Consider the following 23,831-nt stretch of genomic DNA (forward strand, 5'->3'; position numbering starts at 1 on the left):
ACCTCAATTATCCAACATAGTGTACAGTATGCTTATTTAAACTCTACTGAGTTTAGTATTAAACCTGAACCAGGAACAATATGCTCTAAGACAATTTCTTCTTCATTTGGATCTAACGTTTTTTTAAAAAAATCTAAATCAATTTTCCCCTTTCCTAAATCTAGTAAAGCTCCCATCATTAATCGAATTTGGTTTCTCTTAAACCCTTCTCCTTTCACTTGTAAAAGATAACTCTCTTTTGGAAAAAAATTAGCAACATAGACATCATTTTTTTTTATTTCGCAATGTGTTATTTCTCCTTCTAAAATTGTTTTTTCGGTAGGACGATGACAATAAGATCTAAAATTATGTTTCCCTTCAAATAATACAGCTGCCTTTTGCATTAAATCAATATTAAGGTCTTCTAATATATTATACATAAATGGTGCGCAGAAAGGATGAAATTTCTCTCCATAAGAAAATAAATATAGATATTCTTTAATTTTAGGAGATTGAATGATATTAAAATTTTCATCAGTTTCTTCAATACTTAAAGCTCTTATATCTTGTGGTAAATTTTGGTTAAATACCGGATAAAAAATCTCCAAATCTAAAGGTTCTTTATCAACAAACAATTCTACATAAGCTTGGTTTGCAGACACCTTTGCATCTGTCCTTCCCGCAGCCAAAACTTTAAAATTCTTATGATCCAACACATAAGCGACAGTTCGTTCTACCATACGTTGTAAGGTGTTTACTGTAGGTTGTTTTTGCCACCCATGATATCTAAAACCAAGATATTGTAGCTCAATTATATAATAGAAACGTTTACGAAACATCAAATATCTTTTAAAATCTGTCCGAATATAGATAAATTATGTATTTCAACGATATTTATTCATTTTTTAATCCTAAAATTATGTGAACACAACTTTATAATTTCCTATATTTGAGTAAAGCTAATTAATAATTTAAAATCAACTTAGTTATGGTAAAAGCAAAGTATCAAGATGTTCTGGATTTAGGGCAAAAGTTAAATATCCAGGACGGTGATGTATCTGAAGAAAACGGAACTCTTAAAATAAAAGGTACGGCAAATACTCAATATGAAAAAAACCAGCTTTGGGATAAAATAAAAGAAATTGGAGGCGAATCTCCTTCTGATATTGTAGCTGATATCAATGTAGCAGATACTTCTGTATATCATAGACATACTGTAAAAAGTGGAGAATCATTAAGCAAAATTGCTAAACATTATTATGGAGATCCAATGAAATATAAAGCTATTTTTGAGGCAAATACCGGTATTCTGAAGAACCCTGATGTTATTCATCCTGATCAAGAATTAGTTATCCCTAATCTATAAGTTTTATAAACAAAAAAATAGAAGTATATACTATATAATACATACACAACCTTAGTATTAAAATCTAGTATTCAATACTTTACACAATAAAAAAAGCCACTAAATTCGAATTTAGTGGCTTTTTTTGATCTCTTACCTGATTATACAACCTTAAATCTTGTATTTTATCGAAAATATATTAGAAAACCGGTAAAAAATATTTTCTTTTTACGGTTTTACCGTAATTTTGTAATAGACCCAAAATAAATCATTATGAAAAGAATATTATTTATAGTCTTTTTATGCATTACAATTAACAATTACGCTCAATCGATATCCAAGACTAATATCATATATGAACGTAAAGATCAGATTGTGTTGAACAATGGGAAACAATATCAAATTCTGGTAGACAAACCTTTTTATCAAGTTACCGATACTAATATCCAAAAATATAAACAAGTTGTAAATGATCTATTACGACTAAATCGCGTATTAATTCTTCGTAATAATGATGAATACGTTGAACTTGTAGAATGGGTTAAAGAAGATATAAAATTGTATCAATCCAAAGAACTTGTGGATGCTAACTTAAAAGAGAATATAATATCTGATTCTCTTGCCTCTCCAGAAGACTAAGATTTTTTTATTGTAATTTTTGCTAATTGTAAAATTTGATCAAATTGTTCTTCTAATGTAAGGTTAGAATTATCAATCTTGATAGCATCTCCAGCTTTTCGTAATGGTGAATCTTTTCTTGTGCTATCAATGTGGTCTCGATTTACTACATTTTTTAAAACATCTTCATAGGTTACATCCTCTCCCCGATCAGAAAGTTCAATAAACCTTCGTTCTGCCCGATCTTTGGCAGTTGCCGTCATGAATAACTTAAGCTCTGCTTTAGGGAATACAACAGTACCTATATCTCTTCCATCCATTACTATCCCTTTATCCACGCCCATTTTTTGTTGTTGTTCAACTAATTTTCTACGTACACTGGATACCGCAGCGATTTTACTCACATGTCGAGAAACTGCAAGAGTTCTAATTTCTTGCTCTATATTCTCTCCATTAAGTAATACTTCAGCCAGGCCAGTTTTTGGACTAATTTCAAACTTAAGATTGATTTTAGAAAGATCATTTTCCAAAGCTTCTGTATCAAAATGAGATTCATCAATAAAACCAGCTCTCATAGCATATAAAGAAACTGCGCGATACATCGCTCCCGTATCCACATAAATATATCCTAGTGCCTTAGCCAGTTGTTTAGCAACCGTGCTTTTTCCTGTAGACGAATGGCCATCAATAGCTACAATAATCTTTTTTGCTTCCAACTATATCTAGAATTTATATGAATAAAATTATTATGAGTGCCAAAAATACACGAAACTATCCTGAAAATACAAGCTAAAGAAAAAAAGTTATGATTACATAGTCTTTACAAAATACTAACATCTTGTATATTAAATCATAGGTCAGAAACCTTGTTAAAATAAGATGCCAACACAATAATTACATTTTATCCAAGTTATTTACCTTTGAACCCCCTTTGTATGATATAAAGTTACTTTAGTTTACCTTAAAATCAACATACTTAACCTAAGTAACACAAATCATGGGCTTTTTTGACTTTTTAAACGAAAAAATTGCAATAGATCTAGGCACTTCTAATACGCTTATTACTTATAAAGGAAAAATAGCGGTCGACAATCCTTCTATCATTACTATAAATCAAATTTCAGGAAAAATTATTGCCGTCGGTAAAGAGGCTGGTATGATGAGAGGTAAGATCAATAAAAATATAAAAACAATTTATCCTTTTAGTAATGGTGTCATTTCTAATTTTGATGCAACAGAAAAAATGTTGAAGACATTTATAAAACGATTATCGTCTCTTAATTCTTCGTTATTTTTTTCTTCATATAATATGATTATTGCTATTCCTTGCGGAAGTACAGAAGTAGAAATGCGAGCAGTACAAGAATCTGCAAAACGATTAAATGCAAAAAATATATTCCTTATACATGAACCTATCGCTGCAGCTATTGGAGGAGGTATAAACGTTTTGGAACCTAAAGGTAACATGATTGTTGATATCGGAGGAGGAACTACAGAAATTGCTGTAATCTCTTTGGGAAGAATAATTAGCGGTCAATCGGTAAAAATCGCCGGAAACACTTTTAATGAGGACATCACTCAATATATACGTGAGTTTCGTAACCTACACATTGGAGAATCTATGGCGGAAAAAATAAAAATAAAAATTGGTTCTGCAATACATAATTTAACTTCTCCTCCAGATAACATCCAAATAGAAGGAAGAGATTTACTTACCGGAAAACCTCAACAAATACAATTATCATATAAAGAGATAGAAAAAAGTCTAGATAAATCTATCACACAAATAGAAAATGCCATCATGGAGACGCTTTCTGAAATTCCTCCAGAAATATCTGCCGATATTTACAATACAGGTATCTACCTAACTGGAGGCGGATCCATGCTTAGAGGACTTGATGAGCGATTATCAAGAACTACAGAACTTCCTGTACATCTTGGGGAACAACCTCTTAAAACTGTAGTAAAAGGAAGCGATATTGTGCTTAAAAATCTCGATAGATATACTGATGTACTTGTACAAAAGAGGAGGTAATACAAGACATGGTTCTATAAAATTTAATTTTCATTTTTTCTTCAATCATTATATATAGTGTTAGGAGTTCATAGTTTATCTCTAATCATTTCTCTAAAAAAGAAATCTCCTTTTTTCATATTTAGTACAGCATCATTTTTTAAAATAATTCTTTAATATTTTGATGTCCCACACATCTAAAAACCAGATAGTAATCTAAAAAACAAGAACTTAGGAAAAACCTTAAAAATATTACGTTTTAGCCGTATCCAAGAGTGTTAAAATTATGTTATTTTTATACGGTACTACAATAAACCCCAAACATTGTCAAAAAACATACCCCCTGTATTTTAAAGAGTTTTGTTTATACCCAAAACTCTCAAGTAATAAATACGCCCTTTGACGAAACATAAATAAGATTTTTTACCATCAGTTTTCTAATTACATTTTATGAAACAATTTTACTTAACCGAAAAAAAGAAAATCCCCAGTCGATTGCTAACTAGAACAAATAAGTTGTTTTTACAATTTTGTGTACTCTTAGTAGTCTTTTTTGCAGGGGTTACTACCGTCAAATCCCAAAGTTGTACCATCAATGCCGGATTAAACCAAACGATATGTATCAATGATACAATGCAATTACAAGGTAGTAGTCCTGACACTTATGCCAGTGGTCCAACATGGAGTCAAACTGCTGGGCCAACAGTTATCATTAGCGATCCTACAATAGACAACCCTATAATAACAGGTTTTATTGCTGGTAATACTTATGAATTTGAGTATACTGCAGAATGTTTTAATGGTGATACCCCATCTCAAACTGTTTCTATTGTGGTAAACCCAATAACCATTGCAGATGCTGGTACAGATGTAGCTTCATGTCCTGATAATACAGGCTCTATAGTTGTTAATGGAAATAGTCCTGGGAATATTAATGAAACAGGACAATGGTCAATAGTGGGAGGAAATGGCGCTGGTGTATCTATTAGTTTACCAAATTCAGCTAGTACTCCTATAACCCTATCAGAAACTAATGCAGGTAGTACAACATTACGATGGACGATTACAAATTCTGTTTCTTCGTGTAGTTCTTCATCAGATATTACAGTTACCAATTATGGTGGTGAAATCCCTGTAAATGCAGGACCTAACCAAAGTTTAGATCAATGTTATACAGTAAGTCGATCCACAAATTTAAATGGTTCTTTTGGAGGTAATAATCTTAATGGGCAACAAGGAACCTGGACGTTCGTTAGCGGACCTTCGTTTCCATCCATAACAAATCCTAATAGTGCTAATACCAATGTCTCTGATCTTATAGAAGGAACGTATACGTTTCGATGGAATGTTGTCGGACCTTGTGCAACGGGTAGTGATACGGTTAATATTGTTATTGATCCTGCAACGCAGGATATTACACCTGCGACAATACAAGATAATAATCAACGGTTTTGTGATGCTTCGATTACAGAAACCACATTAGTAGGTTCTACTCCAGATTTTACTAATGAAACTGTAGAATGGAATCAAACTGGAGGTCCTCCTGCTACCATTGTAAGTCCAATGAATAGCACTACTCAAATAACAGGTCTTGCATCTCCAGGAGATTATACATTTACCTATACCATAACTAATAATGTAACACTTTGTACAGAAGTAGCAACCGCTAGAGTACGTTATAATGTAGGTGTAATAGATATTGTTGTAAATTCTGGAAATGATATTGTTGCTCCATGTGGAGACACTACTGTAAATGTTCCTTTTACATTTACTAATGGTAATAACACTCAATATAGCATCATTAGTGGGCCAAGCGCTTCTGCTATTTCATTTCCTACTTCATACCAAAATGCGGTAAGTAGTCCAACGACAATTAATATATTTGACGTTCCTGGTACATACACCGTTAATTTCAGAAGAAGAAGAACCGGAAATCAGCTAACAGGATGTGATGAAGCTAATGATGCCATTAATATAATCATATCTGCCCCTCCTAGTGGAGCTAATGCTGGTGTGAATCAAGATTTTGCATGTGGTCAGGTAGGCGGAACCCTTGCTGGAAGTCCTATTCTTCCACAAGAACTATCAGTTTGGTCACAAGTATCTGGTCCAAATACTGCTACTATTTCTGATATTTATGCACAAAATCCTCTTTTATCAGATATGATTCCTGGTACTTATGAATTTAGATATACTGTAACCGCAGGACCTAATTGTGTACCTCCTATAACAGATGAAGTAATAATTGAAGTTTCACCAATAAGTAATAATCCTGTAGACGCAGGTCCTGATCAAATTGATATTTGTGTTGGAGCTAATGTAGAGCTAGCTGCAAATGCAGGCTCCGCCGCTCAGACTGGAACCTGGACTGGTCCTCCCGGGATAACATTTTCTGATATAAATGATCCAAATGCAGTAGCTTCTGGGTTTTCTTCACCTTCTACGACCTATACACTTACCTGGTCTTTAGATATTGTAGATAATACCGCTTGTACACTAGCTCCTGCTACTGACACAGTAGATATAACCACTTCTGCAGATATATCGCCTACAGCTGCCGCTGCCGGAGTTGATCAATGTTTGGCTGGAGGAACTACAAATGTTTCATTATCAGGAAATGCTCCTGCTACCACACCTAATCCCGAAGAAGGGCTATGGACCGTTTCACCTGCTGCTGGAGTTACTTTTGCTCCGGATGCAACACAACCTAATGCTGTTGCCACGGTCCCTTCGGATGGTGTCTATATATTTACATGGACGATACAATATACTGCTCCTACTCCTAATGGATGTGCTAGTACTTCTGATGATGTTCAGGTAGTAATAGCCGACACCAATCTAAGCGTAAGTGCAGGACCAGATCAAGAATTATGCTTAGATCCATTATTATTATCTTTTGATATGAATGCTACTCCAGCACCGGCTGGAGGTACAGGAACATGGAATTTAGTTTCTGGTGGGCAATTCTCTGTAGATGATGAAAATAGTCCAACCGCTACATTCTCTAATCTTTTAGATGGAACTTATGTTTTTGAATGGGTTATCTCTTTCGAAGATTGTCCGGTGACGAGCCCGGCAGATCAAGTTACTATTGTAGTAGGAATTCCTCCAACAGTGGCAAACATTCCAGCTGGAGATCAAGTGATTTGCGCGACTACTAATGCAGTTATTACAGCAGATCCCTTATTGAACCCTATCACAGAGTCGGGAGTATGGTCATTGGTATCGGGTCCAAATACGCCTAGCATAGATAATCCTAGCAATAATAATATTAATGTTTCTGGTTTAACAACAGGTACATATGTTTTTAATTGGACCGTTACTTCAAGTTCTCCAATATCCTCAGTAACCGGTGATCCGTTATGCCCTACCTCATCACAAAATGTCATGATAGATGTATATGCTCCGTCTAGTGCAGGACCTGATCAAGATTTATGTGAAGTAACCAGTGTATTTCTAGAAGCTACTCCAGGAACTACAGGAACCTGGACACAAGTTGCTAATGGTGCCCCCGTATCAACCATTAATCAATCTTCACCGGGTAGTAATACTGCAAATGCTTCAGTTATTCCTGGTAATACTTATGAGTTTCAATTCGAAACTAATTATACTACTCCAGGAGATGTTTGTAACAATACAGATACGGTTATTATTACGATAAGTGATGGACCTTCGGTAGATCCTATAGCGGGTACGAGTCGTTTTATTTGTAGTGATGATACTACTTCAATCACATTAGCAGGGAGTACACCGCCTGCAGATCCTGGGCTTACAGCTACTTGGAGCATCTTAGAACAACCATCTGGTACAGCTTCTATTCCAATAGGGGATATAAATAATCCCAATGCAACATTAAATGGTTTGAGTGAAGCTGGTGTATATATTCTACAATGGAATTACTCTATTGATAATTGTACCGATAAAGCTAGTATAGTAAGAATAGAGGTCTTTGGAGGACCAATCAGCGCTGGTTCTGATCAAACTAATGCATGTCAAGAAGATACTCAACTGAATGCTACATTACCAGAATTTGCTGAAGGAACATGGTCTTTTGCAAATCCTGGAGACGATCCTTCAGGTGGAGTTGTAGTAATAAACGATATTAATAATCCACAAACTATTTTATCTAATGTTCCTGGTGATGTTGGTAATGATGGTATCGATGATATTTATGTACTAACATGGACAGTTTCTTACTCTAACACCAGTCCTTTTACAGATCCCGTATCACCAAATCTGTGTGATCCTCAATCCGATACTGTAACATTAACATTTACTGGAGTTCCTCCTACTCCTGCAGATGCAGGACCTGATCAAAATCTTTGTGATGAAACGCAAACGTTCTTAAATGCTGTCCCCCTTGCAAGTGGCACAGGTACCTGGACTCAAACCGGCGGACCAGCGGGGCCTATTATTACAGCTCCCAATAACCCTAATAGTCTGGTTATCGATCTTGCACCAGAAACATATGAATTTACCTGGACCACAGTTGGTGGAGGATGTACATCAACCGATATAATGGAAGTTACCGTCGTTTCTGATCCCATCATAGCGGAAGCTGGACCAGATCAAAATTTACCTGAATTCTCAATTGTGACCTTAGGTGCTACAGCTGCCTCCCCACCTTCAGTAGGAAGATGGACTCAAGTCTCAGGTCCAAATGTAGCTAATATCGATGATAATACAAATCCAAATAGCAATGTAACAAGTACCATTGCAGGAACCTATATATTCGAATGGACTGTTACCAATGGGAGTTGTGATCCCAGATCTGATCAAGTAACTATTGTAATTATTCCTATAGTAGATTTAGAATTATCCAAATCAGTCTTACCAGCTGCCGCAAAAATTGGTGAAACCGTAACATTTACTGTTGCGATCACTAATAATAATGCGAGTGGAAGTTCTGATGCCACAGGAGTTGAAGTGGTTGATATTATACCTGCAGGGTATAGTTTAGTTCCAGGTACAGTAAGCAACTCCGGACTTTATAATGCTGGTAATTTATCCATAACATGGAGCGGTGTAAATGTACCTAACGGAACCACTGTAAATCTTACATTTGATGCAACTGTGAATGCTACGGGGCCTTATAATAACTCCGCTCAAATTACGGCAAGCAATGAGTTTGACCCGGATTCAACACCAAATAATGATGTTCCTGGAGAAGATGATCAAGATGAAGCTACTATAACGATTACACCAAATGATCCTCCTGTTGCGGTTAACGATCAAAGTTTAAATAATACTCTAGGAGACCCTGTACCTGTTATCATTCTTAATAATGATTCTGATAGTGACGGAACTTTAGACCCAGAAAGTGTTGATCTGGATACTCCGGTTGGAGCAACAAGTATCATTACAGATCTTGATGGTGATGTGATTGGATTTACAGCCCCAGGAGAAGGATCATGGGCGTATGATGATGATACAGGTGAACTTACATTTTCGCCAGAACCTGGTTTTACAGGCAACCCAACTGATATTACATATACCGTAAGAGACGATAGTGGTAATACTTCAAATGTTGCGACAGTTAATATTGAATACACGTTCACTCCTCTAGTAGCCAATGATGATACTAATTTGACTCCTACTCCTATTAATGATCCTACAATACTTAACATTATCAATAATGACTTATTAGCAGATGGAAGTACACCAAACCCTTCAGATGTAGATGTGGATTTAGACCTTACTACTCCTGGAATACAGAACACACTTAATGTTCCTACTCAAGGAGACTGGGTGTATAATCCAGGAACCGGACAAGTTACATTTACTCCGGTAGGTGGATTCACAAACAGTCCAACGCCGATTACTTATGAACTTACCGATTTAGATAATAATCAGACCGATACAGCACTTATCACTATTGTCTATCAACAACCTCCGGTTGCTAATGATGATCAAAGCTTAGCTAATGCTGTCGGAACAACAGTTAATTTACCAATTACAACTAATGATAATGATCCTGATGGGCTTATTGACCCAGCTACGGTAAATCTTATCCCCCCAGGCGGAGCGATAGGAATCGTTACTGACCTTAATGGAAATGTAATAGAATTTATAGTTCCGGGTGAAGGGACATGGAGTTATAATGGTATTACTGGATTATTAAGCTTTTCTCCAGAAACAGGGTATACCGGCAACCCAACAGATATTACCTACACAGTTAGAGATGATGATGGTAATTTATCCAATGTGGCATCCATAAATATAGAATATACTCCAACTCCTCCTATAGCAAATGATGATACTAATACCGTTGCAACTCCAATCGGAAATAACACAGATGTATCTGTATTAGATAATGATACCCTTGGTGATGGAAGTACTCCCGATGTTACAGATGTTTCTATCGACTTAGATCCAGGAACTCCTGGAATACAAACGACATTGAATGTTCCTGGGCAAGGAGATTGGACCTATAGTCCCGTAACTGGAATTGTAACTTTTGACCCCATTCCTGCCTTTACAGGAAATCCAACACCAATTACTTATGAATTAACTGATCTGGATAACAATCAAACAGACACAGCTTTAATTACTGTGATCTATCAACAACCTCCAGTAGCAGATAATGATGATAGCTTGGCGAATACTGTTGGTACTACGGTAACTGTTCCTATTCTTAATGGAGATACAGACCCAGATGGTACTATTGATCCGACATCTGTTAATCTTACTACTCCAGGTGGTGCAACAAATGTAATCACAAGTCTTGATGGTGATGTGATTGGATTTACTGTTCCCGGAGAAGGTGTTTGGTTGTATAATGAAACCACCGGTGGACTTAGTTTTGATCCTGTAATTGGTTTTACAGGTAACCCAACCGATGTTACCTATACTGTAGATGATAATGATGGAAACACATCAAATCTTGCTACTGTAAATATAGAATATACGCCTACTCCTCCTGTAGCCAATGATGATACGAATGCGGTTGCAACTGTGATAGGAAATAATACAGATGTATCTATATTAGATAATGATACGCTGGCAGATGGAACTACTCCAGATGTTACAGATGTTTCTATCGACTTAGATCCAGGAACTCCTGGAATACAAACGACATTGAATGTTCCTGGGCAAGGAGATTGGACCTACAGCCCTGTAACAGGGATTGTAACCTTTGATCCTATTCCTGCCTTTACAGGAAATCCAACACCAATTACTTATGAATTAACTGATCTGGATAACAATCAAACAGATACAGCTTTAATTACTGTGATCTATCAAATACCTCCAGTAGCAGATGATGATGATAGCTTGGCTAATACGGCGGGAGATACAGTTAATGTACCAATTCTTACTGGAGATACTGATGCCGATGGAACTATTGACCCGACAACAGTCGATCTTACTACACCAGGTGGAGCAACAAATGTAATTACAAGTCTTGATGGTGATGTGATTGGATTTACTGTTCCTGGAGAAGGTGTTTGGTCATATGATGAAACTACAGGACAACTTAGCTTTGATCCGCAAGATGGATTTACGGGTAATCCAACCGATATTACCTATACTGTAGATGATAATGATGGAAACACATCAAATCTTGCTACTGTAAATATAGAATATACGCCTACTCCTCCTGTAGCCAATGATGATACGAATGCGGTTGCAACTGTGATAGGAAATAATACAGATGTATCTATATTAGATAATGATACGCTGGCTGATGGAACTACTCCAGATGTTACAGATGTTTCTATCGACTTAGATCCAGGAACTCCTGGAATACAAACGACATTGAATGTTCCTGGGCAAGGAGATTGGACCTACAGTCCCGTAACTGGAATTGTAACTTTTGACCCCATTCCTGCCTTTACAGGAAATCCAACACCAATTACTTATGAATTAACCGATCTGGATAACAATCAAACAGATACAGCTTTAATTACTGTGATCTATCAAATACCTCCAGTAGCAGATGATGATGATAGCTTGGCTAATACGGCTGGAGATACAGTCAATGTACAAATTCTTACTGGAGATACTGATGCCGATGGAACTATTGATCCTATGTCTGTAAATCTTACTACTCCGGTTGGAGCAACTAATGTAATTACAGACTTGAATGGAGATGTTATTGGATTTACAGTTCCAGGAGAAGGAATTTGGTCCTATAACGAGATTACCGGAGAACTTAGTTTTGATCCGCAAGATGGTTTTACTGGTAACCCGACTGATATTACCTATACGGTAGATGATAATGATGGAAACACATCAAATCTTGCTACAGTTAATATAGAATATACGCCTACACCCCCAGTGCCCAATGATGATAATAGTTCTAATAATGTAACTAACAATTCGGTAACACTCAATATCATTAATAATGATGTATTAGCAGATGGAAGCACTCCTTTACCCACTGATGTTTTTGTGGATTTAGTTATTCCTATCACAGCAACCAGTCCTGTAATCGGTGCCAATTTTACAACTATCGGTTTTACTGTTCCTAATGAAGGTGACTGGCTATACAACGAAGCAACGGGACAAATGACATTTACACCTGAAGCAGGATTTACAGGAGACCCAACACCTATTGATTATAATATTATAGATTCAGACAATCTAGAAATAAGTGTTGCTCCAGCTACTATAACTATTGACTATGCAATCCAACCGCCGGTTGCAGTTGATAATGAGGATTTAAATAATACTCCGGGCGATACTGTAGATATAACAATACTTACTAATGATAGTGATCCGGATGGTACCTTAGATCCAAATGGAGTAAATTTAATTCCACCCGCAGGTGCAACTGGTATTATCACAGATGGTGATGGTGATGTAACAGAGTTTACTGTTACAGGAGAAGGAACCTGGACATACAATCCTGCAACACAAATATTATCTTTTGATCCTGATCCAGGATTTATAACTGATCCTACACCAATTTTTTATACCGTAGATGATAATGATGGAAACCCTTCTAATCAAGTAGAAGTGAGAATTGATTATTTAGATGTCGCAGATTTATCTTTAATTAAAAGAGTTGTTGATAATGATATTACGCCATTTACAGGAACAGAAATTACATTTGAGGTCAGAGTAACCAACGATGGACCTGCTCTTGCAACAGGAGTATCTGTAACCGATCTTTTACCAAATGGATATGACTTTGTACTCTATAGTTCTACTGCAGGTGTTTATGATGAAACTACAGGAATATGGAATATAGGTACAATACCTAGTGGAGATACAGAAACGTTATTGATAGATGTTTTGGTAAATGAAACCGGTAATTATACAAATGTTGCACAAGTTACTGCTTCTGGGGTACTAGACTTAGACTCTACACCAAACAACAATATCCTAGCAGAAGATGATCAGGATGAAGTGGTGGTAACTCCGGTTCTAACTCCTCGTATTGATCTTTCTGTAACCAAAGTCGCAGATGATTTAACTCCAAATGTTGGTGGAACTATTACCTTTACCATGACAGTAACCAATGATGGTCCTAGTAATGCTACAAATGTTGTTGTTACCGATTTATTGGCTTCTGGATATCAGTACGTAAGTTCTACCGTCACCGTTGGAACATATGAACCATTAAATGGTTCCTGGACAATAGGTAATCTTGCTAACAGTGTTACTCAAACACTTACAATAACCGCTAATGTATTGGCAATGGGGGATTATACCAATGTTGTTGAAGTTACTGATGCAACAGAAAACGATATTGATTCTACCCCTGCAAATAATGATGATACAGAAGATGATCAAGTCACTATAGAACCTATTCCTATTTCAGTATCTGACTTAAGAGTAACTAAATCTGTAAATAACGCAACTCCACAAGTAGGTAGTGATATTCAGTTTACCATTCTATTAGAGAATTTAGGATTAAGCAGTGATAGAAACATTGTAGTTACTGATTTGTTACCCACAGGATATACCTTTGTTTCTTATGAAGCAACAGCTGGAGTGTATGATGATGTTTCTGGATTATGGACAGTGAATAGAACGCTTATTCAAGGAGATATCGAAAGACTAACGATTACTGCAACCGTTAACCCAACGGGTGTATATACCAATATAGCAGAAATTACAGCTTCAGATAATTTGGCTACTGATCCAAATATTCCTAATAATACAAGTACTATTGGTACTACTCCTATTCCTGTTGCTGATTTATCTCTAGCAAAAACAGTTAATAATACCACCCCAGATGTTACTGATAATATCACATTTACTCTTACACTAACTAATGATGGACCGAGTGAAGCAACCGGGGTTGTTGTAACTGACCCTATTCCTTCTGGGTTTAATTGGATTTCAGATACTAGTGGAGGTGATTATAATTCTGGCACTGGTTTATGGACTATCGGAAATTTAGGAATTGGAGCAACAACAAGTATTGACATAACTGTCTCTATTAATACACTAGGAAATTATACCAATGTAGCAGAAGTAACTGCTGTTAATGAATTGGATCCGGATTCAACACCAAATAATGACATCTTAGCTGAAGATGATCAAGAAGAAGTTCAAGTATTTCCAAGAGTAATCACTGATATATCTGTTACAAAAGCAGTCGATGTGATGAGCCCTGCTGTTGGTGATCAAATTACATTTACAATAACAATAACTAATGATGGACCTAGTAATGCAACAGGAATTGTTGTCGAAGATGTACTAGCCTCTGGTTATATGTTTGATAGTGCAAACCCTTCGGTTGGTATTTATGATGAAACCATAGGTTCTTGGGATATAGGAAACCTCGCTAATGGTATTACAGAAACTCTTACGATTACAGTAACTGTATTACCTACTGGTAGTTATTCTAATACTGCAGAATTAATTGCGCTAGACACTTTTGATCCAGATTCTAACCCAGATAATAATGTAGATTCTGAAGATGATCAGGATACTGTAAATCCAATGCCTTCTGGTCTTGCTGATTTATCAATTGAAAAAGTAGTAAATAATGCTACTCCTTTGGTTGGAGATACTGTAGAATTTGTCATTAATGTGACTAATAGCGGAGATAGTAATGCCACAGGTGTAGAAATTACCGATCAATTACCGATCGGATATACTTTTGTTTCTTTTGTAGCGACCGCTGGGTTGTATAATAGTACTACCGGAATTTGGTCTATTAATGGTACAATATTAAATGGTACAACTGAGTCTTTAATTATTCTGGCAACTGTAAATGAACCTACGAATACAGCTGATGAGTATATTAATATAGCAGAAATCACCAGATCTGATCAAGCAGATCCTGATAGTGATACTACCTCTGGAGTTGATAACGATGATTTTGCTGATGGTATACCAGATGATGATGAATCCACTGTGGTTGTTACTCCACAATTTGTTGATATAGGTGTTGACAAAATAGTAAGCCCAGTAAATGTTACTATAGGTGAAGAAGTGATGTTTACCATTACAGCAACCAATAATAGTAATACTAACGTTGCAACTAATGTTCAAATACAAGATGTACTACCAACAGGATATCGTTATGTGTCTTCATCTGCTTCATCTGGTGATTATAACCAGGTCTCAGGTCTATGGATTGTTCCAACAGTGAATACTAATGAAACCGAAACATTAACTATAACTGCAGAAGTATTAGATATAGATGATTATATCAATGTAGCTTCTTTGTTTGATCTAGATCAATTTGATATTAATACAGATAATGACTCTGGAGAAGCATTTGTTGTAACACAGTGTTTAACTGTTTTCAATGAGTTTTCACCTAATAATGATGGAGTAAACGATACTTTTAGTATTGACTGTATTTCGCAATATCCAGATAATAGACTTGAAATTTATAACCGATGGGGAAATATTGTTTTTGAAAAAGACGGTTATGATAACTCTTGGGATGGTACCTCAAACGGAAGAGCTGTAATCTATGTCGAAGACAAGTTACCTGTAGGTACATATTACTATATTTTGGATCTTGGAGATGGTACCAAACCAAAAGCCGGTTGGGTTTATTTAAACAGATAAATTTTTAGAATAAAGTTATAAGGAGGTATATCCATTTTGATGTACCTCCAAACCAAATCAAATCAGAACATGAATATAATTACTAAAAAAATATTAGGGATTTTAATGATCGCGTCCACATACTGCGTTTTTGGGCAACAAGATCCTCAATTTACCCAGTATATGTATAATACATTAAGTGTTAATTCTGCATATGCCGGTTCTAGAGGTCATATGACTGTAACAGGAATTCACAGATCACAGTGGGTAGGAATTGATGGAGCACCAAGAACACAAACCTTAACCGTTGACAGTCCGATAGGTAAAAAAATTGGATTGGGTTTGTCCATAGTAAATGACGAAATTGGTCCATCTGATGAATTCTATTTTGATCTAAATTTCTCATATACTATAAAAGCTTCAGAAACTCATAGACTTTCTTTTGGAGTAAAAGGAGGAGGAAGATTATTCAACATTGATTGGACAAAAGGCCAATCACAGAACCCGGATATTCTATTTCAACAAAATATTAATAATCAGTTTTTTCCAACAGTTGGTGCCGGGTTATATTTACATAGTGAAAAAAGCTACTTAGGAGTTTCTATACCTAACTTTTTTACAGACGACCATTATGATGATATTCAACAATCTGTAGCATCAGAAAGATTACACTTCTTCTTTATAGGAGGTTTAGTTTTTGATCTTAGTCAAAAAACAAAATTTAAACCCGCTTTTTTAGTAAAGCATGTAGTGGGAGCTCCTCTTATTGTTGATCTATCTGCTAATTTTATGTTTTATGATCGTTTACGGCTTGGTGCTTCCTATAGATGGGATGATTCTGTAAGTGCTCTCGCAGGTTTTCAAGTTACTCCAGGATTACTTATAGGTTATGCTTTTGATTATACCACGACAGAATTGCAACAATTTACAACAGGAAGTCATGAAATCATGGTAAGATTCGAGCTTAAATCACAGGAAAAACGATTAAAATCACCAAGATTCTTTTAAAAAGTATAGTGTATGAAAAATATAATTACCCTAAGTCTAATCTTACTCTCTCTTTTTGGTTATTCTCAAAAAAAACACAAAAGAGCGGATGAATTCTTTGACAAAATGTGGTATATCGAAGCTGCAAAAGAATATGAAGCAGCGATAGAAAAAGGAGATAAGTCTAAAGAAGTACTTCAAAAAGCTGGAGACGCATATTATTTTAATACTAATATGGAAGAGGCCCATAAATGGTATGACGTACTACTATCTGAGTATCCAGATAATGTCGAAGCAGAATATTTATTTAGATATGCACATACATTTCAGGGAATTGATGATAATCGTTCTGCCAAAAAATGGATGAAAAAGTTCTCTCAAAAAGCTAATAATCAAGACCCAAGAGCTCAGAAGTACTCTCAAGAAAAAATAAGCATTGAAGATGTGCTGGACCTTGAACCACAATTTACATTAAAAAACCTGGAAATTAATTCCGAATTTTCTGATTTTGGACCCATGTATTTTAAAGATCAACTTGTGTATTCATCAGCAGTCGATACTTCAAATTATCACACCAGAAATTATCATTGGAACGAGCAACCTTTTCTAAATATGCTTTTAGGAGAAATTAACCCCGCTCAAACCGATGTTAAATTTCTTGAGGAGTTTTCGAGAGAATTAAATACCCGATATCACGAAGCAACATTAGCATTCTCTCCAGATGAAAAAACAATCTATTTTACCAGGAATAATTTTAATGGTGATTTGGGTAGAGATGATGAAGGCATTAATCATTTAAAATTATATAGTGCAAAAATTGTTGAAGGAGGTGAAAAAATTGAATGGACAGATGTTCAAGAATTACCTTTTAATAGTGATGAGTATTCTGTAGGGCACCCAACAGTAAGTAAAAATGGTAAAAAATTATACTTTGTATCAGATATGCCTGGATCTATAGGAGGAACAGATATATTTGTAGTAGATATTCTCGGTGATAACAATTATTCTCAACCCAAAAACCTGGGACCTAATATTAACACCTATGGGAGAGAAATGTTTCCTTATATTACCGACAATGCTCTTTATTTTGCTTCTGATGGACATTTAGGATTAGGTGGTTTAGATGTTTTTGAGAGTAAATATGAATATTCATTTGATACTCCTGTTAATTTGGGTGCGCCTTTAAACAGTAATCTTGATGATTTTGGGTATATAGTTGATGAAAACACTAATAAAGGTTATGTTTGCTCTAATAGAAAATCAGGAAAAGGAGATGATGATATTTATTCATTTGAGAGAACTCCTATAGAAGTATGCGATCAAACTATTACTGGTGTAGTATCTAATGCTACTACAAAAGGTTTTATTAGTGGTGCTAAATTGACTTTACTTTCTGAGAATGGAGAAATACTTGAAGAGACTCAAAGTCAGTCTGGAGGTAAATTTTCATTTAATTATGAAGTCGATTGTAATACTCCATATGAAATAAAGACCGAAAAAACAGGATATAAACCAAGCACTACGCCTGCAATAACAAATAAAAAATCTGGAGAAACTAACGTACCTGTTACTTTATCTACAGTAAATAAGCTTATTGTAGAAGAAGATGGTGTTCTAAAAATAAAAATCGGTATCATTTATTTTGATCTAGATAAATCTTTTATACGGAATGACGCTGCTTCAGAGCTAAATAAAGTAGTTCTTTTGATGAAAGAATATCCAGATATGGTTATAAAAGTAGAGTCTCATACAGATTCTAGAGGGAATAATGATTACAATGCACAATTATCGGATAGAAGAGCAAAATCTACTCGTAAATATATCATTTCACAAGAAATTGAAGCCAATAGAATTGAAAGTGCTATCGGATATGGAGAGTCTCAACTCATAAATGAATGCGCTGATGATACCCCTTGTTCAGAAGCCAGGCATCAACTTAACAGAAGATCAGAATTTATTATTATCAAAATGTAAATTTCTTTTCTCCTAATGTTGAAGTAATTTTAAGGTAAGGATATATAAAAAGCCCCAATATGAATATATTCATATTGGGGCTTTTTTTATTAATAATTACTTCTTAAAGTTTTTTAGCATTCTTAACCTTAGTATTCGTTATGGCTATTTTTAGAACATCTTCCATATTTTTCACATAGTGAAAAGTTAAACCTTTTAGATATTCTGATTTAATCTCATCAATATCTCGCTTATTATCTTCACAAAGTAATATTTCTTTTATGTGTGCTCTTTTTGCTGCAAGAATCTTTTCTTTTATTCCGCCAACCGGAAGTACTTTTCCTCGCAATGTGATTTCACCAGTCATTGCCAGACTTTTCTTGACTTTACGTTGCGTAAATAAAGATACCAGAGAAGTAAGCATAGTTACCCCTGCACTTGGACCATCTTTTGGGGTAGCTCCTTCCGGAACATGAATATGTACATTATAAGTATCAAAAATTTCAGGTTTAATACCTAATTCGGCTGCATTTGCTTTAATAAATTCCATCGCAATAGTTGCAGATTCCTTCATTACTTTACCTAGATTCCCTGTTATACTTAAGGTTCCTTTTCCTTTAGAAAGAATAGATTCTATAAATAATATATCTCCTCCAACTCTCGTCCAGGCCAAACCGGTTACAACTCCTGCAACATCATTATTTTCATATTTATCGCGTTCTAGTCGTGGCGCTCCAAGAACTTCTATAACATCTTCATTACTAATCTTAATATTGTACTCCTCTTCCATCGCTATATTCTTGGCAGCATATCGTACCATTTTAGCGATTTGTTTTTCTAATCCTCTAACACCTGATTCTCTGGTGTAGCCTTCTATTATTTTTTCTAATTGTGCTTTTCCTAGTTTGATATGAGATTTATCCAGTCCATGCTCTTCTAATTGTTTAGGTAATAAATGTTGTTTAGCAATCTCTACCTTTTCTTCAATCGTATATCCTGTAACATTAATAATTTCCATTCTATCCCGAAGCGCTGGTTGAATTGTACTCAAACTATTCGAAGTAGCAATAAACATTACTTTAGAAAGATCAAATCCCATTTCAAGAAAATTATCATGAAATTCTGAGTTTTGTTCTGGATCTAAAACCTCTAATAACGCAGAAGAAGGATCTCCTTGATTACCAACAGAAAGTTTATCAATTTCATCCAAAACAAATACTGGATTACTAGTTCCTGCTTTTTTAAGGCTTTGGATAATTCTACCTGGCATCGCTCCAATATAAGTCTTCCTATGCCCTCTAATCTCTGCTTCATCGCGCAATCCTCCCAAAGAGATTCTTACATATTCTCTTCCTAATGCCTCTGCCACAGATTTCCCTAAAGAAGTTTTACCAACTCCAGGAGGCCCATATAAACACAATATTGGGGATTTCATATCATTACGAAGTTTTAACACCGCCAAATATTCTATAATACGGCGTTTTACTTCATCAAGACCATAATGATCTCTGTCTAAAACTTTTTTGGCAAACTTTAAATCAAATTTATCAGTACTAAACGTATTCCATGGTAAATCAAGAAATAGGTCCAAATAATTACGTTGTATAGAATATTCTGCTACTTGCGGATTCATACGCTGCATTTTGGCGAGTTCTTTATCAAAATGCTTTTTTACATCCTCATCCCATTTTTTATCTCTACCTCGCATACGCATTTCTTCAATCTCATCTTCATGTGAAACTCCTCCAAGTTCTTCCTGGATAGTTTTCATCTGTTGATGTAAGAAATATTCGCGTTGTTGCTGGCTCATATCATGCTGAACCTTATTCTGTATATCATTTTTAAGTTCCAATTTCTGAAACTCTACATTCATATATTTCAAAGTAGCTAATGCTCTTTCTTTTAGATCATTAACCTCTAATAGTTTTTGTTTTTCCTCTACAGGAAGGTTAAGATTAGAAGACACAAAATTGATCAAAAAGGAATTACTTTCTATATTCTTAATGGCAAAAGAAGCCTCTGATGGAATATTTGGACTTTCTTTTATAATCTCTAGAGCCAAATCTTTAATCGAGTCTATTATCGCACTAAATTCTTTATTTTCCTTAGCTGGTCTCGCTTCGGGAACTTCTTTTACTTTGGCTTTTATATAAGGTACTTCCTCTACTACTTCATCGATATGAAATCGTTTCTTACCCTGTAAAATAACAGTAGTATTGCCATCTGGCATTTTTAAGACTCTTAGAATACGAGCTACAACTCCTACTCTATTAATATCTTTTAAAGATGGATTCTCTATTCCTTCTTCTTTCTGAGAAACTACGCCAATTGTTTTATTTCCATTATTAGCTTCGTTAAGAAGTTTAATAGATTTATCTCTCCCGGCTGTAATAGGAATAACAACTCCAGGAAACAAAACCGTATTTCTTAAAGGCAAAATAGATAATATCTCTGGTAGATCTTCTTTGTCTATTTCTTCTTCATCTTCAGGAGTCATCAAAGGTATTAACTCTGCATCTTCTTCTATTCCTTGAAATGACAAACTGTCAAGTGTTGTAAATTTGGTTTTCGCCATAAGTATATATCAAAGTCATTTTGTCATTACTACAAAACAACATTTCTTTTTAAAATTTATTTAAATCAACTAAAACTTCATTAAACCTAATAAAACTAGGGTTTTAATATACGTTCATTATTTATATTTCAATTGTTATGCCATAAGTTTTTAAAAAAAATATTTTAAAACTGTAACAAATCAAATCAATATATATCTTTATTTAAAAGTAAATTAATTTTTTTGTCACTAACCCAACTAAATACAGAGCAACTAATAGCCAAATGTCGAGAGCATGATCAAAATGCGCAGCTCGAAACATATAACCGTTATTATAAAGCAATGTACAATACGGCATTGAGAATCATAAAAGATAGCGCAGAAGCTGAAGACGTCATGCAAGAAGCTTTTTTGACAGCTTTTACCAAGCTCTCTATGCTAGAAGACAATAATATGTTTGGCGCATGGTTAAAAAGAATAGTTATTAATGCTAGTTTAACTGTGTCACGTAAAAATAGTCTTCATCGTGAAGTAGCTTTAGAAACTGTAGAATATGCTCTTTCTGATAGTACAGGAATAGCAGAAGAAGATTTAGCTTCTGTAAAGGTGAATGCTGTATTAAATACGCTAACTGAACTAAAAGACAGCTATAGCACTGCATTATCATTACATCTAATTGAGGGGTATGATTATGAAGAGATCTGTCAAATTATGAATATATCATATTCTAATTGTCGTACGCTTGTTTCGCGCGCAAAAGAAAGCTTACGAAAAAAAATACAATTTGTATGAACAATGACAATATAGAAAAGTTATTTGAACGAATGGAGGATCAATTAGACATATACGAACCTTCGGCTAACCACAAGGCGCGGTTTTTAGAAAAACTGCAAGGTCAAGGTAAAGTCGTTCCGTTAAAGCCTAAAAAGAGGAATTGGTATACACCAATTGCAATCGCAGCTTCTGTTGCCATTCTATTTGGAATTGTGACTATGACCTCTAAAATTGATACCAAAGAAGAAGTAGATTTAGCTAGTGTTTCACCTCAAATGGAAGAAACTCAAAGTTTTTTCACTTCTGCGATTCAAGTGCAACTAGAGGAAATCAATAAGATTTCTTCTCCAGAAACGAAAAAACTGGTTACCGATGCAATGTTGCAATTAGAAAAATTGGAATCGGATTATGAAACCCTAAAAAAAGATCTTTTTCATAGTGGAAATGATAAAAGGGTAATTAGTGCAATGATTCAAAACTTTCAGCAGCGAGCGAATTTGTTAGAAGATGTACTTCAAAAAATTAATGACATTAAAGAATTTAAATTATCAGAAAATGAAAACTCTATACTATAATATAATCTTATTATTACTCATTCCAGCTTTAGCGTTAGCCAATAATGGAGATTTAAAAGGGAAATACACCAAGGAAAAAAAATTGAAAAAAGAATTCTCGGTGAACGCAAATGCTTTACTAAAAATTAGTAATGATTATGGTAATCTGGATATTACTTCATGGAATGAAAACCGGATCGTCATGGAAATTAATATTAAAGTAAGCGGTAATGATGAAGAAAAAGTTATAAAAAAATTAGAATCAATAGGTGTAGAATTTGATGCTTCATCTCAAATGGTTAGTGCCAGAACTACTTTTAATAAGAGTGATAGCTCATGGTGGGATAAATGGACCAGCGGTTGGAATAACAATCTAAACATGAAGATCAACTACACCGTAAAAGTTCCTGTAACCAATAGTATCGACCTTAATAATGATTATGGAAATATTAATCTTGATAAAATACAGGGTACTGCAAAAATCAATTGTGATTATGGACAAATTATCCTTGGTGAATTGTTAGGAAATGACAACTACATCAATATAGATTACACAAATAATAGCACCATAGAATATATGAAAAATGGAAAGATTAATGCTGACTATTCTGATTTTGAAATAGGTAAATCCGATAGAATTGATCTTAATGCCGATTATACCAAATCAAAGTTTAAATCGATAAAAAACCTAAATTATAACTGTGATTATGGTTCAATAAAAATAGAAAATGGAGGCGATGTAACTGGGCAAGCAGATTACGTAAGTACAAAAATCGGAAGTATTTCTGAGGCACTAAATATAGATTCTGACTATGGATCTATTACCATTCAGTCTTTACAACCTTCTTTTAGAAATGTAACTATCAAAACAGATTATACTTCTGCAGATATCGGATATGAAAACGGTTGTACTTTTGATTTCTCAATCAAAACTTCGTATGGAGGTGTAAAGGTTGATGAAAGCATCACTGTTCAGAAAAAATATGTGAAAAGTTCTAAAAAAGAGTATCAAGGATATCAAGGTGAGGCAAATAGCGGAAATACAATTAATATTACGTCTAGCTATGGAGGAATTAAACTAAGAAAAAACTAATA

General features: G+C 34.9%; 12 protein-coding genes. 9 read left to right on the forward strand and 3 right to left on the reverse strand.

Features of this window, described 5'->3' with window-relative positions:
* Window positions 1-32: 32 nt before the first annotated feature.
* Entirely contained in the window at window positions 33-818 is a 786-nt protein-coding gene (locus FOF46_RS24460; RefSeq protein WP_143918278.1) for a tRNA pseudouridine synthase A, read from the reverse strand.
* 149 nt (window positions 819-967) lie between these two features.
* On the opposite strand from FOF46_RS24460, the gene FOF46_RS24465 reads away from it, so the two are divergent.
* Window positions 968-1,345 (forward strand): LysM peptidoglycan-binding domain-containing protein, encoded by a 378-nt coding sequence (locus tag FOF46_RS24465; RefSeq protein ID WP_109437665.1) that lies wholly within the window; start codon window positions 968-970, stop codon window positions 1,343-1,345.
* Between the two features lie 252 nt (window positions 1,346-1,597).
* Window positions 1,598-1,963, forward strand: coding sequence for a hypothetical protein (locus FOF46_RS24470; protein WP_109437666.1), 366 nt, complete (start codon window positions 1,598-1,600; stop codon window positions 1,961-1,963).
* On the opposite strand, the gene cmk is transcribed toward FOF46_RS24470, so the two are convergent.
* Window positions 1,960-2,658 (reverse strand): (d)CMP kinase, encoded by a 699-nt coding sequence (gene cmk / locus FOF46_RS24475; RefSeq protein ID WP_143918279.1) that lies wholly within the window; start codon window positions 2,656-2,658, stop codon window positions 1,960-1,962. The genes FOF46_RS24470 and cmk overlap by 4 nt on opposite strands.
* A gap of 281 nt (window positions 2,659-2,939) precedes the next feature.
* On the opposite strand from cmk, the gene mreB reads away from it, so the two are divergent.
* The 4 genes from mreB (at window position 2,940) to FOF46_RS24495 (ending at window position 18,875) form a co-directional block, all read left to right on the forward strand.
* A complete protein-coding gene (gene mreB / locus FOF46_RS24480) occupies window positions 2,940-3,977 on the forward strand; it encodes a rod shape-determining protein (RefSeq protein ID WP_109437668.1) in 1,038 nt (345 codons plus the stop codon).
* Window positions 3,978-4,406: 429 nt separating this feature from the next.
* A complete protein-coding gene (locus FOF46_RS24485; protein ID WP_143918280.1) occupies window positions 4,407-15,935 on the forward strand; it encodes a PKD domain-containing protein in 11,529 nt (3,842 codons plus the stop codon).
* A gap of 69 nt (window positions 15,936-16,004) precedes the next feature.
* Window positions 16,005-16,922 (forward strand): PorP/SprF family type IX secretion system membrane protein, encoded by a 918-nt coding sequence (locus FOF46_RS24490; protein ID WP_109437670.1) that lies wholly within the window; start codon window positions 16,005-16,007, stop codon window positions 16,920-16,922.
* Window positions 16,923-16,934: 12 nt separating this feature from the next.
* The gene (locus FOF46_RS24495) at window positions 16,935-18,875 is read left to right on the forward strand and encodes an OmpA family protein (protein ID WP_109437671.1); all 1,941 of its coding nucleotides are present in this window, start codon (window positions 16,935-16,937) and stop codon (window positions 18,873-18,875) included.
* A gap of 103 nt (window positions 18,876-18,978) precedes the next feature.
* Here the strand turns inward: FOF46_RS24495 and lon are convergent, their stop codons facing one another.
* Entirely contained in the window at window positions 18,979-21,429 is a 2,451-nt protein-coding gene (lon, locus tag FOF46_RS24500) for an endopeptidase La (RefSeq protein ID WP_109437672.1), read from the reverse strand.
* Window positions 21,430-21,651: 222 nt separating this feature from the next.
* On the opposite strand from lon, the gene FOF46_RS24505 reads away from it, so the two are divergent.
* Genes FOF46_RS24505 through FOF46_RS24515 form a run of 3 tightly spaced genes read left to right on the forward strand, consistent with a single transcriptional unit; the run spans window position 21,652 to window position 23,829 of the window.
* On the forward strand, window positions 21,652-22,200 hold the full coding sequence (locus FOF46_RS24505) for an RNA polymerase sigma factor (RefSeq protein WP_109437673.1): 549 nt from the start codon (window positions 21,652-21,654) through the stop codon (window positions 22,198-22,200).
* A complete protein-coding gene (locus tag FOF46_RS24510; protein WP_143918281.1) occupies window positions 22,197-22,757 on the forward strand; it encodes a hypothetical protein in 561 nt (186 codons plus the stop codon). The genes FOF46_RS24505 and FOF46_RS24510 overlap by 4 nt, the downstream gene beginning before the upstream one ends.
* The gene (locus FOF46_RS24515; RefSeq protein ID WP_109437870.1) at window positions 22,738-23,829 is read left to right on the forward strand and encodes a DUF4097 family beta strand repeat-containing protein; all 1,092 of its coding nucleotides are present in this window, start codon (window positions 22,738-22,740) and stop codon (window positions 23,827-23,829) included. The genes FOF46_RS24510 and FOF46_RS24515 overlap by 20 nt, the downstream gene beginning before the upstream one ends.
* The last annotated feature ends 2 nt before the right edge of the window (window positions 23,830-23,831 follow it).

Source organism: Aquimarina algiphila, from assembly GCF_007489275.1.
In the GTDB taxonomy this organism is placed as follows: domain Bacteria; phylum Bacteroidota; class Bacteroidia; order Flavobacteriales; family Flavobacteriaceae; genus Aquimarina; species Aquimarina algiphila.